This is a genomic window from Daejeonella sp. JGW-45 (assembly GCF_029360805.1).
In the GTDB taxonomy this organism is placed as follows: domain Bacteria; phylum Bacteroidota; class Bacteroidia; order Sphingobacteriales; family Sphingobacteriaceae; genus Daejeonella.
In genome coordinates this window covers 632168-646258 of record NZ_JARKNC010000010.1, presented here as the reverse complement: position 1 = coordinate 646258, position 14091 = coordinate 632168, and the positions used below count along the sequence as shown (strand labels likewise).

General features: G+C 41.2%; 13 protein-coding genes. 7 read left to right on the top strand and 6 right to left on the bottom strand.

The features are described from left to right. The first annotated feature begins 201 nt into the window (after positions 1 to 201). The 5 genes from P2W76_RS16525 (at position 202) to P2W76_RS16505 (ending at position 3856) form a co-directional block, all read left to right on the top strand. Positions 202 to 1233, top strand: coding sequence for an aldo/keto reductase (locus P2W76_RS16525; protein WP_276349006.1), 1032 nt, complete (start codon positions 202 to 204; stop codon positions 1231 to 1233). A gap of 118 nt (positions 1234 to 1351) precedes the next feature. Beyond that, positions 1352 to 2140, top strand: a complete 789-nt coding sequence (locus P2W76_RS16520) for a dienelactone hydrolase family protein (protein ID WP_276349005.1) — start codon at positions 1352 to 1354, stop codon at positions 2138 to 2140. 117 nt (positions 2141 to 2257) lie between these two features. Beyond that, a complete protein-coding gene (locus P2W76_RS16515) occupies positions 2258 to 3382 on the top strand; it encodes an MBL fold metallo-hydrolase (protein ID WP_276349004.1) in 1125 nt (374 codons plus the stop codon). 164 nt (positions 3383 to 3546) lie between these two features. Then, a complete protein-coding gene (locus P2W76_RS16510) occupies positions 3547 to 3672 on the top strand; it encodes a hypothetical protein (protein WP_276349003.1) in 126 nt (41 codons plus the stop codon). A gap of 19 nt (positions 3673 to 3691) precedes the next feature. Beyond that, positions 3692 to 3856: a hypothetical protein gene (locus tag P2W76_RS16505; RefSeq protein WP_276349002.1), complete on the top strand. Its 165-nt coding sequence runs from the start codon at positions 3692 to 3694 to the stop codon at positions 3854 to 3856. 336 nt (positions 3857 to 4192) lie between these two features. Here P2W76_RS16505 and P2W76_RS16500 read toward each other — a convergent pair whose 3' ends face one another. Beyond that, a complete protein-coding gene (locus P2W76_RS16500) occupies positions 4193 to 4549 on the bottom strand; it encodes a nuclear transport factor 2 family protein (protein WP_276349001.1) in 357 nt (118 codons plus the stop codon). A gap of 50 nt (positions 4550 to 4599) precedes the next feature. Beyond that, entirely contained in the window at positions 4600 to 5472 is an 873-nt protein-coding gene (locus P2W76_RS16495) for an SDR family oxidoreductase (RefSeq protein ID WP_276349000.1), read from the bottom strand. 150 nt (positions 5473 to 5622) lie between these two features. On the opposite strand from P2W76_RS16495, the gene P2W76_RS16490 reads away from it, so the two are divergent. Then, the gene (locus P2W76_RS16490) at positions 5623 to 5964 is read left to right on the top strand and encodes a helix-turn-helix domain-containing protein (RefSeq protein WP_276348999.1); all 342 of its coding nucleotides are present in this window, start codon (positions 5623 to 5625) and stop codon (positions 5962 to 5964) included. Between the two features lie 974 nt (positions 5965 to 6938). On the opposite strand, the gene P2W76_RS16485 is transcribed toward P2W76_RS16490, so the two are convergent. The 4 genes from P2W76_RS16485 to P2W76_RS16470 all read right to left on the bottom strand — a co-directional run bounded on the left by P2W76_RS16485 (position 6939) and on the right by P2W76_RS16470 (position 13111). Continuing rightward, entirely contained in the window at positions 6939 to 8213 is a 1275-nt protein-coding gene (locus tag P2W76_RS16485) for a TolC family protein (protein WP_276348998.1), read from the bottom strand. 43 nt (positions 8214 to 8256) lie between these two features. Beyond that, positions 8257 to 11367 (bottom strand): efflux RND transporter permease subunit, encoded by a 3111-nt coding sequence (locus P2W76_RS16480; RefSeq protein WP_276348997.1) that lies wholly within the window; start codon positions 11365 to 11367, stop codon positions 8257 to 8259. A 15-nt stretch (positions 11368 to 11382) separates the two neighbouring features. Beyond that, positions 11383 to 12450: an efflux RND transporter periplasmic adaptor subunit gene (locus P2W76_RS16475; protein ID WP_276348996.1), complete on the bottom strand. Its 1068-nt coding sequence runs from the start codon at positions 12448 to 12450 to the stop codon at positions 11383 to 11385. A 67-nt stretch (positions 12451 to 12517) separates the two neighbouring features. After that, positions 12518 to 13111, bottom strand: coding sequence for a TetR/AcrR family transcriptional regulator (locus P2W76_RS16470; protein WP_276348995.1), 594 nt, complete (start codon positions 13109 to 13111; stop codon positions 12518 to 12520). A gap of 493 nt (positions 13112 to 13604) precedes the next feature. Between P2W76_RS16470 and P2W76_RS16465 the strand changes: the two genes are divergently transcribed. Next, positions 13605 to 13877, top strand: a complete 273-nt coding sequence (locus P2W76_RS16465; protein ID WP_276348994.1) for a PAS domain-containing protein — start codon at positions 13605 to 13607, stop codon at positions 13875 to 13877. Positions 13878 to 14091 lie beyond the last annotated feature (214 nt).

The following is a 14091-nucleotide window of genomic DNA, read 5'->3' as shown; positions in this document are numbered from 1 at the left end:
GTAGGACTTGGTTGTATGGGCATGTCTGAATTTTACAGCCACCGTGAACCGATGAAATTATGATAACCACTATGGCTGTTGACTATGAAGCTCGCAGAAAATCATTTGAATTATTGGCAAATGCTTTTGAATTGAAACCCATTTTAACGGAAACTATCTGTTAAATCTTAAAACAATTAACGTACAATTAAAAAAAAGGTAATGAAATACAATCAATTAGGTAAATCTGGTTTATTAGTGTCTGAACTTTGTTTTGGCACCATGAGTTTTGGTAGCAGTGGCTACTGGAGTGTTGTAGGAAGTTTAGATTACAAGGACAGCAAACGACTGGTGGATATTGCTTTGGATGCCGGCATCAATTATTTTGATTCTGCTGATGTGTATTCACATGGGCAATCGGAGGAAATATTAGGGAAAGCCCTTAAAGACAAACGCAATGAAGTGGTGATTGCCACCAAAGTACGTGGCAGAATGAGTAAAGAAATTAATAATGTGGGGCTTTCCCGTAAGCACATTATTGAAAGCTGTGACAATAGTTTACGCAGATTGGGTACTGACTATATTGATCATTACATTGTACACAGTTTTGACCCCATTACACCGTTGGAAGAAACCTTGAGTGCTTTGACGGATTTGGTGCGTCAGGGAAAAGTCCGCTACATCGGGGCAAGCAATTTTACCGGGTGGCAGTTGATGAAGGCATTGGCTATTTCAAAAGAAAATCATTTTGAAAAATTTGTTTCTCTACAAGCAATATACTCACTTATTTCCAGGGATGTCGAATATGAATTGGTTCCTTTGCTCCAGGATCAGGGTCTGGGACTTACGCCATGGTCGCCGCTGGGAGGTGGTTTCTTAACAGGAAAATACCGTAAAGACCAACCTATGCCAGAAGGTACCAGAAGAAGTAACGAAGAACAAAACTTTATTCAAATTAATCCGGAAAAGGGATATGCCATTGTAGATGCTTTGGAGCAAATTGCTAATAAAAATAATGCAACAATTGCACAAGCCGCTTTAAATTATTTGTTGAGAAAGCCTATCGTTTCCTCAGTTTTAATAGGAGCCACCAAACCACATCAGATTGAAGACAACATTAAAGCGACTACGTGGGAAATGACAACCGAAGATGTGGCACATTTAGATGAATTGACCAAACTTACCCCCATCTATCCGCACTGGATGCTCCAATTCACCGCAGCAGACAGAACCAACGGGGATTTCTTTTTTTAAACAACTTAAATAACCAGAAAATAATAAGAAATGAAACCTGCATGAGCTTACCGCTCACTCAGCGATATGAATATAAGCTCATGCAAGCTTCATCACCATTAAAAACAATTATATACAGATGAAAAAAATAGTAATCTTTTTTGCAGTAATACTCTTTACAAGTATTCAAGTTTCTGCAAAAGTAGTTTCAAGAGCTGTTGAATACAAAGACGGTGAAACCATTTTACAAGGATGGTTGTATTATGATGATGCTATAAAAATTCCAAAACCGGGCGTAATAGTAGTTCACGAATGGTGGGGGATAGATGATTATGCAAAGAGCCGTGCCAATAAATTGGCACAGTTAGGTTATGTAGCTTTTGCAGCCGATATTTTTGGTAAAGGCGTTTTGTTTACCGACTTCCAGTCCGCCGGTGCCAATGCAGGCAAATACAGACAAGACACAACACTGCTTCGCTCCCGTATCAAGGCTGCATTGTCTGTTTTCAAAAAACAAAAGCAAGTAGATGTCAACAATATTGCGGCTATGGGCTATTGCTTTGGTGGGACAACCGTTTTGGAATTAGCACGTAGCGGAGTTGGGATAAAAGGTGTGATTAGTTTTCACGGTGGTTTAAGCACACCTAATCCTGACGATGCCCAAAATATTAAAACCAAAGTATTGGTGTGCCATGGAGCAGTAGATCCTTTTGTGAGTGCGGAAGAGTTCAACACCTTTATAAGTTCTATGAACAAAGCCGGAACAGATTATCAGCTTATATCCTATAGCAGCGCTGTTCACGGATTTTCTAACATAAACAATGGTAATGATCCATCAAAAGGATTGGCCTATAACAAAATAGCCGATGAGCGTTCCTGGATAGCGATGAAACAGTTTTTTGATGAGATTTTTAACAAAAACCGTTAAAACGGTTTTTGTTGTTGTTTATTCCATCATAGCCCACGGTTTAAACCCTGGGCTATGATGTTTGGCAATTTTCAACCCCTTTTAACTTTTTAGGATTGAATTGGGTAACTCATAAAAATGAAAAATACCAAATCCATAAAAAAAATGTATATACTCATTGTCATCATTGTATTATTGGTGTTTTCTGTTGTTATTTTTATGCAACAACCCCAATTCGGAAAATTACCTACAGGAGAACGATTAGAACGCATTAAAAAATCGCCCAACTATCACGATGGTGCTTTTCAAAACCAAAGTCTAACCCCAATTATGTCGGAAGGTGTTAGCTATTTTACCATTATGAAAGAATCTCTTTTTGAGAAAAGCAAAAGGGTAAAACCGGTTGATGAAATTCCTTCCGTAAAAACCGACCTGTTGCATTTAGACAAAAACGAAGACCTGCTGGTGTGGTTTGGACATTCCTCCTATTTTATGCAGATTGACGGAAAAAAAATATTGGTTGATCCCGTTTTAAGCCGGTACGCCTCCCCTCTTTCATTTTCAATAAAAGCATTCAAAGGCACCAATAATTATACTCCGGAAGATTTCCCCGAAATAGATTATCTCTTTATTTCGCACGACCATTGGGATCACCTGGATTACAATGCCATCAAAAAATTAAAGCCGAAAATCAAAAAAGTCATTTGCGGACTAGGCACGGGTGCTCATTTTGAAAGCTGGGGTTTTCCCAAAGAAATGATTATTGAAAAAGACTGGAATGAGGAAGAAATTTTAGAACCGGGTTCCGTGGTCTATACTGCACCGGCCAGGCATTTTTCGGGTCGTGGTTTTAAACGTAACCAAGCTCTATGGATTTCTTTTGTATTGCAAACACCCACCATGAAAATATACATTGGTGGCGATAGTGGCTATGACAAACATTTCGCTGAAATTGGAAAAACATTTGGCCCTTTTGATTTGGCAATTATCGAAAACGGTCAATACAATGAAAATTGGAAACACGTGCATCTGTTGCCCGTGGAAATTGTACAGGTTGCCAACGATTTGAGCGCAAAACGGCTCTTTACGGTGCATTCCTCAAAATTTGCTTTGGGTAATCATGCCTGGAACGAACCTCTGATAAGAGCTTTTGAAAACACCCAAAAAGCAAACATTCCATTAATAACTCCAAAGATAGGAGAAGTTGTTTTGCTGAAAGAAATTCCACAACAATTTGATCAATGGTGGAAAGGGATAAACTAATTGCCAACAAAAGTAGAATCACAAACTAAAACAATATCCAAAACATTAAAATTGGCAAGCTGATTATTTAAGGTTGTGAGTTGTTTTATTATTTAATGAGTATTAAATATGAATAGGAAAGATTTTATGCAATGGTGAAACTTGCCACAGTAAACCCAAAATCTATGACATCTCATATATTTTCTAATATTAAGTCTGTGTTCGCCATGATGGATGAGAACGCAAATATTGAAGATACTTTTGAAGAACTATTACCTGCATTCAGCAATAGAAGTTTTAGAATTGGATGATTTTTAATTACAAAATGTTATGAGCGAAGTAATTACCGGTAAGAGAAGACGAAAGGCCAATTACAACGTCATCGAATCCGCATTTATCAAAGCGGCAATTATGCTTGCCAATATGCCTGTGTTTATCATCTGCCATGCTTTTGCACGGTCTTTCTTTCTGAAGTTGGCTTGTTCAACTGTGTAATTTTTTCCGAGATTTCCGAAATTAATAATCCTTTTATCCCGAATGCAACGCAGAAACGGAAATACCACAGCTGAAAACTAACTGCGAAAGATGTAACTGGAACAAACAGCGTTAATCTCCACGGTCGGTTTTCAGGCAGCATCAATAAAACCATTATGAGGATAACGGTAACCACCAGTGATGCTAAAGCAGCGAATTTTCGTCTTTTTATTTCTTCTTTCCCGATATTGCAAACTCCCGGGATGTAATGATTATTCGTTTAATCGTTACGATTGATGTTACGCCAAAATTCTGTCATAGAAAGAATTTAAGGATTTAGAGTGCTTGTTTTTATATTTATTTAGGTGAATTATAATAAAACCGTTCGTGAATAATTTGTCCGTCTTTCCATTTTTGTACCGCTACCTGTTCCATTTTTGCACGATGACCTCCTTTATAAGTCATGTCAAACATCCATTCGACCATGGTAACGTCTGGGCCAACAGCAACCGCTTTTATTTCCGCTCCGTGAAATGCTTCCACCATTTGCACTGATTGGTTTTCTCTCTCTCGATTGGCTGATTTTCCAACAGTAGGAGATTGATTATTTTCCTGCATTACCACATCTTCATGATAATATTTTTCAAAGGCATCCATTTGTTTACCTGTAAGAATCATTTGATTCAGGTCTTCGATTTTTTCTTTTAAATTCATGGTTTGATATTTTTTCGTGTATGGAATAATTCTGGTTTTACAGCAAATAACTATGTAAGTGCCGGTGGTGAATAAACAGTTTTAAGAAAATCCTTTAAATCCAGAGGTTTATGACCTATTAATGTTTCTAAGGTATCATCAGCATAATCAAATTCACCGGCTTTCATAGTCTCTGCAATACTTGTCATCATAACAGCAACATCTTCCGGCAAGCCATGTTGCAGCATGCCATTTTTCAAATCCTCCAGAGGAATTTCCACATATTGGATGGGTTTATTTACAATATCTGAAAGCATAGTGGCAATATCTTTAAATGTATAAGCTGCAGATGCAGTAATATTATACACTTTGTTCTGATGGGCTGATGGATTGGAAAGTACTACCGCATTGGCTTCTGCCATGTCATTTCGAGTGGCAAAATTAACCCTTGCATCACCTGAGCTGTAATAAATGGTACCGGTTTCCTTAAAATCACCCAGCAGCATCGGCAAAAAATCAGCATAATAGGTATTGCCCATGATGGTATATGATATGCCTGAAGCTTTAACTTCAGCTTCGGTTTTTACATGGTCAATTCCGGCACTAAATTTAGATTCAGGTGAAGATTTTAGGACACTGGTATAAACGATATGGCGTATACCGCTTGTCTTTGCCGCTTTTATAACATTGGCGTGCTGTTCATAGCGTCCGGTTATGGAACTGGATGAAACCAATAAAAGGGTATCAATACCCTGCAGGGCGGCAAGCAGCGAATCATAGTTGAAGTAATCTCCAATAGCAATATCCACTCCTTTTTCTTTGAATGCAGTTCCTTTTTCTTCGGTTCTTACCAATGCCCTGATTGGGGTCTCAGGATTTTTTTTCATTAAAAATTCAATAGTGGCCGACCCTAAATGTCCGTTGGCTCCTGTAATTAGTATCATAATTTTTTTGGTTTTTAATTCTTACTTGCAAACTTAACTATATATGGTTTATATTTGTAACCAGTTTACCAAAGGATACTAGTATCCTTTGGTAAACCTGCTTTGAAAAAAAACTATATTTGCAAATCATTTCAAAATACTCCATACAGAATGGCTGAAAAAATAAAAGAAGAATGCAACAAACTACTTCTTCCTGTGAGCGATGCACTAGATATTCTTAGCGGAAAGTGGAAACTCCCAATTATTTTTGCTTTGTTTTTGGGCAACCACCGGTTTAGGGAATTACAAAGAGAAGTTAAAGGGATAAGCGGAAAAATGCTATCGAAAGAGCTGAAAGATTTAGAAATAAACCAATTAGTTAAGCGAACCGTTTTTGATACTTCTCCTGTAACGGTGGAATATTCATTGACAGAATACGGTAGGACATTAGAGAAACTGATTAATGAATTACACAATTGGGGTCAGCAACACCGAAATATTATTTTTAGATAAGACTAAGTAAGTCTTGCACTTTATGTTTCTTTTTTTCGCGGTGAGGAATGTTTGGCACGATGGCAAATATGGAATTTTCGGTTTGCTTGCGAAGCTTACCAATAGAAAAATCGGGATGGGTAGTGCCAAATAAATAGACTGAGATTTTTATAGTTTATGAATTTAAATATTTTGAAAATACTTCTTTAGCAGCCATCTCACCTGCTTTTATCAGTTCATCTGCTTTATGAAAGTCGAATGTATTTGCTGAATCAGCAGGAAGATTAATTAAGATTTTGCAAGCTTCCCATTTTTGTAAGCTTCCCTGAAATTAATAAATATACCACATGCTAAGCAATAATACTAGTCTTTTGGTACCAATCTATGATCTGCTACCATCCTTAAGACTGGTTTTCAGAAGAGTAAACATTTCAAAGCTTAGCACCTTCATACATTTGGAATTTGGCTACGATCTCAGCATCATCTCTTTATAATGTCTTAGCTATTTCACCTTTTAAGCAGGGGCTTAAATAACTAAGTGTTGTCTGGTTAAACTTAGGACTGACTAAACAATCTTAAAAAGCAAGAGGCGGCATTACAATCTACTTTGGGATTCAACTAAACTATTATACCATGACGTGCCAGTCCCAGAGTAAAAAAATACCAGCTATTATTAGTATAGGCATAAGCCTGTATTAGGTTTATCAGGCTGCTTTATCATGTATATTGCTTTGGGCAAGGATCAACTCAATGAAAGCTTCTACCGTAAGTTGCAAGGGAATAAAATTTTCCCGGATTTCTACTGCGCGTTTCCATTCTAATTCGTTTAAAAACCAGTTTATATCTTGCGTAGTTAAGTTAAGTTTTTTTAAGGTTATTTTCTTTACATGATTGAAATCGGCGGGAATGATCCATACAGTTTCATTAGCTGAAAAGTATCTTCGGCAGTAATATTTAACACAGTGAGTTACATTTTGAAATAAGTAAAAAGAATTTTAATGGTTTATTTTTATCGTTCCGTCTAAATTTCCGGTGAAATACTGGTAAACAGCTACTTTAAGCTGAAAATTAGCATAAGCATTAACATGCGCACTGGATGCCTCCTGGTAAGAAGTCTGGGCGTCCATTAATTCAGGAATTTCGATCAGGCCGCTGGCGTAATTATCCTGGCTTACTTTGAGGTTCTCCTTGGCCTGTTCCAGGTTTTCCTTAGCAAACTGAATCTCTTTCCGGGCATCGGTCAGGTCATACCAGGCTTTAGTAATGCCGACTTTTAACTGGTTCTGGGCCACTTCAAAATTATGTTGGGCTTTTTGTTCGCTTATGACGCGTTTTTTCAAATCCTGCTTTCCCTGGCCCCACCAATCCGAAATAGGCACGCTTATCGTTCCCATAGCCACCGGCATAAAACTGCTACCCAAACCACTATTCACACTCCCAATTTGTGCCACATTTGCTCCAATCGATACCGTAGGCAGTAAATCTGACCGGGTTAATCTGGTTTGCAGTTTTTCCGCTTCCAAACTTTTTTGCAGCAAGCGGTAGGAATCATTTTTCGCCAGGGAAGTATCTGGAACCGTTGCAACCAAAGCAGGAAAGGAAGAAGTTACCAAAATATCCTGCATCACTAAAAGCGAATCGTAGGGAATGCCAATGTACACGCAGAAGTCCAGCAAGGCCAGTTTCTTTCCGTTTTCCAGTTTGCTTTTGTTGAGCAATAATTTACTGCGCTGCACCTTTACTTTTAACTGGTCGTTGCGGGCTATCAAGCCGGAAGCCAGCAGGTCATTTTGCTGTTTCAATATACCGTCCAATAGCTTTTCGTTCGCCAAAAGCGTTTTGTGCTGTTCCTGGATGTTGACCAGATTCCAATACTTCTGCTCTGTGACCAGCAAAACCGAATCAACCGATTGTTTAGCCCTGATTTTATTTACCTCCAGCCGCAGGGCCGCCAGTTGATTAGTGGTTCTGATTTTACCGCCTACATACACCGGTTGAGTAGCGCTGGCCCCGGCAAAATAGAAATTGTTAATCCCTTGTTCAAGCATTGGCGGCATGGGGCCAATCAAATCCTTGAAACCATACACCCCCACCCCAGTAAGGCTCACAGAGGGCAGATAAGCAGATTTGGCCGCCTTCACATCTGTTTCTGCCGAAGCAATATCTAATTTTCCGTTTTTTATTGCCTCGCTATAGACTAAAGCGGCCTGTTTACTTTTATCCAGGGAAATTGTATGTTCCTGGGCCTGCGCCAGTAAGGCTAGGCACATAAATATAATCGTTAAAAAGAGTCTCATAATATCCACATTATATTTAAGTAGCTGACACTGGTGCGGCGTTACTCTCCGGATTATTAGCATCTTCTTTGCGGAAGGCCAACCAGTACAAGGTAGGCAAGGCAAAAAGCGTCAGTAGCATTGAAACCAGCAGTCCGAAGCAAATTACTGTTCCCAACGGTCCCCAAAGGGTAGATCGGCTCACAATCATGGGGATAACGCCCACGGCCGCCGCCGATGAAGTAAGGAAAATAGGGCGCATCCGGCGTTCAGCCGCTACCCGGGCTGCCTCTTTTACCGAAAGACCTTCTTTTTCCCGGAGTTCTTCGGCAAAATCAATCAGAATAATACCATTCCGGACTACAATACCGCACAAGGCTAGAAGCCCTAAGAAAGAAGTAAAGCCAAAGGGGTATTGCATCAGCATGAGGCCCAGGGAAGCGCCTAGAATACTTAAGAACATGGTGGTAAGGCTAAGCACTGCATGCTTGATGCGCTGGAAGTGCCAGACCAGGATCAGGAAAATAATAACCACGCTCATCCCCAGAGAGAGCCCCATTGGTACAATATTCTCTTCCTGCATTTCCAGCTCCCCGCCATAGCTCATGCTGACGCCTTCCGGTAAGTTTAATGCGTTAATAGCGGGTTGTATGTCACCAAGTACGTTGTTGGCTACGGCATTTTGGGTCAAGTCCATGCGCACCGTCAGGGTGCGAACCCCGTTGCGGTGCGCGATCTGGCCCTGGTGCCATTCTGGTGAAATTTGTGCCACCTGGCGCAGCGGTAATACGGTTTGGGATTGCTTCACCGGAATTCGCAAGTCGAGCAAAGCATCGGTACTGCTTCTTACTGCTTCGCTGGTCTTTATTTTAACCTCTAAAGGGTAGCTGCCTTCCCACACCTGGGTGGCTGGCAAGCCCTGCATGTTTATGGCCACGATGTCGGCCACATCCTTTTTGGTCAGCCCTAAACGCGCCGCTTCGTTGTGCTTTACCTCCAGCCGGATGCCTTCCTTCATTTCCTCATAATCCGTCCGGACCCAGGTAATGCCGGGCTGTTTTTCCCCTATTTCTGTTACCTGTGCGCCTATTTTTTTTAGCGCCGCTATATCGTTGCCTGCAATACGAACTTCGACGGGCGCCGGGGTGGGTACCATGGTAAGCTGTTTCATCCGGACATAAGCCGTGGGGAAACTATTGCTATATTTCGTCTCGTATTCCCTCAGAATCTCTTCGGTGGTTTTTGGGGTGGTGGTATTAATCAGTACCTGGGCATAGTTCTCGGCCGGCAGGTTGGGCGCATAAAGGGTGTGAAAACGGGGCGATGACGTTCCGATAAAACTGGTGTACGAAACAATGCGTTTGTCCTGTGCCATGATGCCTTCCATCTTTTTCACCACGCTGTCGGTTTGCGACAAATTGTAGCCTTGCGGCAGATAAATTTCCATGGCAAACTGATTGCGCTCAACCTTTGGGAACAACTGCTGCGGCAAAAGCGCCATTAATGCCCCTCCGATGACCACCGAAAGAACAGCAAAAATAGTTGTTAACACCGGATGATTAATGGCCTTACTGATGTGGCGGTCGAACACTTTTTGCACCCTATCCAGCATAGAGGGTTTTCCGGTAATAGATTTGCCATGGTTTAGCCCTTTTTTAATGAACATAGTATTAAAATACGGCACCAGGAGCATGGAAATAATCAGCGAAAGTGATAAGGCAATAATTATAGTGAAGGGGAACATGCCAACAAAATCGGACGCTATCCCTTCCATAAAGAACATAAGCGGGGCAAAAGTGGCGGCAATGGCCAGCGTGGCCGTAAATACCGACGGGAAAAGCTCTACGGCGCTACTTTTGGCTGCCTCCCAAACCGAAAAGCCATCATCCAGCTTTTCGACGTGGTTATCAATGACCACAATCGGGTCGTCTACGACTATGCCCAGCACAACAATGAGGGCCGCCAGCGTAACAGTGTTTAATTCGTACCCCAATAAGTACATAATAGCCAGCGTAGCAGCAATTGTGATTGGTATAGTAGCTGCTGCCACCGAAGCCACCCTGAAAGGCAGCAACAACAAGGCCACGATGATCACCCCCACCAGAGCGTAGCCGAACTCCTTCATAAAGTGGGAAATAGACTCATCTACTACTTCCGGCTGGTTGGCCAGCTTGGTGATATTGATATCGGAAGGCTGTTTACTTTGAATTTGCTGCAGACGGGCTTCCACTTCCTCCCCAAAATGTACAATATTATACCCGGTAGCCATTTCCATCGAAATAACAATGCATTTGGTGCCATTGGCTGTTACATAAGACTCGGGGTTTTCGTATTCCCGTCTGATGGTGGCAATATCGCGCAGGCGAATCACGTTGCCATTCGCATTACTCTGGATAACCTGGTCGGCCAGGTCGGCTTCCGATTTAAAGAAGGAGGTTAAATGAATAGGCCGGTCAATTACATAGCCGTTCAGGCTGCCCGCCGGGTTAATGGCACCTTCCTTCTGTAAAGCCTGCATCAGCGAACCCGAGGTAATGCCGTAATTAATGAGCTTGTTGTTATCTACATAGATGCTAATTTGTTCGCTCATGGCGCCCACCCGGGTAATTTTAGCCAGACTATTAATTCCCCGCAGTTGATCCTCCATTTCCTCTACATGCTTCTGTAGATCTTTATAAGGCCTGGTCTTAGACTCTACTGCCAGCAGCACAGCGGAGGTGCTGCCGAACTCGCTGTTCACTACTATGCCCAAAACCTCTTGTGGTAACTGGGCTTTTAACAAAAGGGTCCCGTTTTTAAGCTTGTTCCAGAAATCTTTGGTGTCGCTATCCCTTACCCTGGCGGCTACTTCCACGAAAACGAACATCATGCCATCTCGGGAATATGAATAGGTTTTGGTTTTGTCTACTTCATTAAAGCTAAAGAGGTATTCTTCTACTTTTTTTGTCAGTTGCTGTTCCACCTGCTCCGATGACGCCCCCGGATACACGCCCACAATAACACCTTGCCGGATGGTGAAACTTGGGAATTCGTTGCGGGGCATATTAAAAAGAGCATAAATGCCCAGCACTACCAACACAGTAGCCAGGGAGAGTGGGAGGGCCTTATAGCGCATAGCCCATTCCACAATATTTGTATTTTCTTTCATAAACCTAAGGACTGATTACCGGACAATCTGAATGGCGGTGCTGTCGGTTAATTTATGATAGCCGGATGTGATGAGATTTTCTGAGCCTTGCAGGCCTTCGGTTACCCGAATACCGTTGTTATATAAAGTGCCGATCCGGATGTTTTTACGCAACGCCAGTTGGCCGTCGGCACTGGCGACATACACAAAATTTTGCCCGTTCACGTCTACCTGCACGGCTTCTACCGGCACAATAAGCTGGCTGGAATTAGCCGCATTAACGTTGCTTGCGCGGCTACTCTGAAAGGTTACATTGCAAAACATACCGGGTTTTAACTCTTCACCCGGGTTGGGTAAGCTAATTTTAACTGTATAGTTGGGGGTGCCGGCGGCGGTCAGTACGGCTACTTCGTCTACCGTACCCTCCACTTTTTTATTGCCCAGGGCCGGCACCGTCACCCGTGCTTTATCTCCTTTTTTGTGAGTATTTATTTCGGCTTCCGGAATGGGCACGGCGACACTTACCTGGGAAATATCCAGTATCTGAACCGCAGGCGCACCGGGAGCCGCCAATGAACCAGCTTCAATATTTTTAGCCCCGATATATCCGCTTTGGGGGGCATAGAGTTTGGTATGGGCAATATTTTGATAAGTAACCCGGGCCCCAGAACGGGCCTGGTCGTATTGCGATTTCGCTTCCAACATCCTGATTTCGGCAATACTGCCTTTTTTAAAGACTTCTGAAATGCGTTTATAATTCTCCTCCGCCAATCTTACCTGAGCCATTTGAGCCTCGTATTGGCTGCGGTAAGCGGTTTCATCTACCGTGGCAATAAGTTGTCCTTTCTTCACAAACTGCCCTTCAGCCACCGGTACAGATTTTATATTGCCTGATACCAGGAAGCTCAACTGCACTACTTTATTAGCCTGAATGGTGCCGGTATATTCCAGGTTGCTGCCTTGATTCTGGGAATTAGCTAAAGCCACTGTTTCTACCCGCACTGGTTCAATGGTTTTAGTCTCTTCCTGATTCATTTGACAAGCAGTATTTAGCAAGCCAATTAGTGTAAGACTGGCTGCTAAGGGAATTTTCAGTAATTTCATGTAACCAAATAAATTTAAACATTTAAACAAATTTTTGCTTTTTTGTCGAAGCTAGAAGCAAAAATTTTTACTTTAATCCTTTTATAAGGATATCAACCAGCCACTTAAGCCTGTTTTCTAAGCCAGCCATACCATTAAAGAGGACTATTTCCTGTTCAAAGCTGCGAAAGGCAATAACAAGAGTTTCCACTAAAAATTTCTTATCCTCCTGATGAAGTTCAGCGATTTCTCCTTTTTCTACGCCAAAAGTGAATATACCATTCACAACATCGAATTCTTCCTCCAATAGCAACCGGTTAAGCGTGAAAACTAATTGTTCCTGGTCATTCAGGTCTTTCATGATATTACCATATTCCATAATTAAAACCTTTAACCGCTTCAACTTTACAAGATTGTAAGCAACAAGGTTTTCGGCTAAGGAGGCTTTCGGGTTTATTTTCTCTTTCGCTAGTTTTATAATACCCGTAAACTCAGTAATAGCAAATGCCTCAAAAACCTCGGTTTTATTGCCAAAGTAATGATAGATAGTGCTACGGCCTTTTCCTGATGCTTTGGAAATATCATCCATGTTCACTTTCGTGTAGCCGTAACGCCGGAAAACTTCTTTCGAAGCCTTCACAATGTTTTCTTTCACCATCTCAAAATTTGCATCCAATTTCATTCGACAAAATTATAAATTATGTCGAAAAATAAAAATATATTTTTAATATTTGGAGACTGTTTTAATAATTAGGGATTAGTGTAAAAGGATCTGTCAGTCATAAACAAAGGAGCTAACCAAAAACAGATTCTATTGGGATATAGGGGTAAATTAAAAGAAAGTACAAAAAGCGCCATGACTTCGCTGTAGAAAAATTCCTTGGGCTTTATCCAAGTATATCTAATTCTCATGGATTAGAATTAGGGATTCAGCAGTATCAGCAAAATTATTACTCCAGACTAATTAATTAAGTTTTATTAGACTATCTCTTTTTAGAACTAAAGAAGAAGGGAGAGGAGCATTCAGGAGCTTTTTTGGAACTATGAGATTACAATAGTGTTTACGAAATATTTCGCTAAACCCGGAGAATCGAGAATTCAAAGGAAATGTTAATAAAAAATCCTGCAGCGAAGTCGTGACGGATTTTGTATTTTTCTTTAATAGACACATGATCATGGAATTGCCTGATTTATATTTTAACGACCTTTTTGAAAATACGAGCGATCTCATATACTACGTGAGCGGTAGTGGTGTTATCGAGAAAGTGAATCCTGTCTGGCTGTCAACTCTTGGTTATAAATACGATGAAGTAAGGGGCAAGTCAGTTTACGAATTTGTATCTCCGGAGGAACTTTCTGTCTTTAAAGCCTACCGGGAAAAAATCTTCTTCGAATCAATAACCCCTGGAAACGCAAAAGATCGTAAAGCAGATCCCTACCCATTTTGATATCATGTTTTTCCATCTCAGGCAGGAGCAGAAACAATAGCTTCCGTGTACCCAACATAGGAATAGCTGAGCGAAATTCACTTACCAGGGACAACACGATCATATGCGCTATACTTGTTCGAGCGGCCTTATGATGAGCTAAATAATAAGTCTGGCGGCTTATACCAAACAATGCACACAATTCTAACAGGGTGTTTTACGGTAGCTTCTGCCT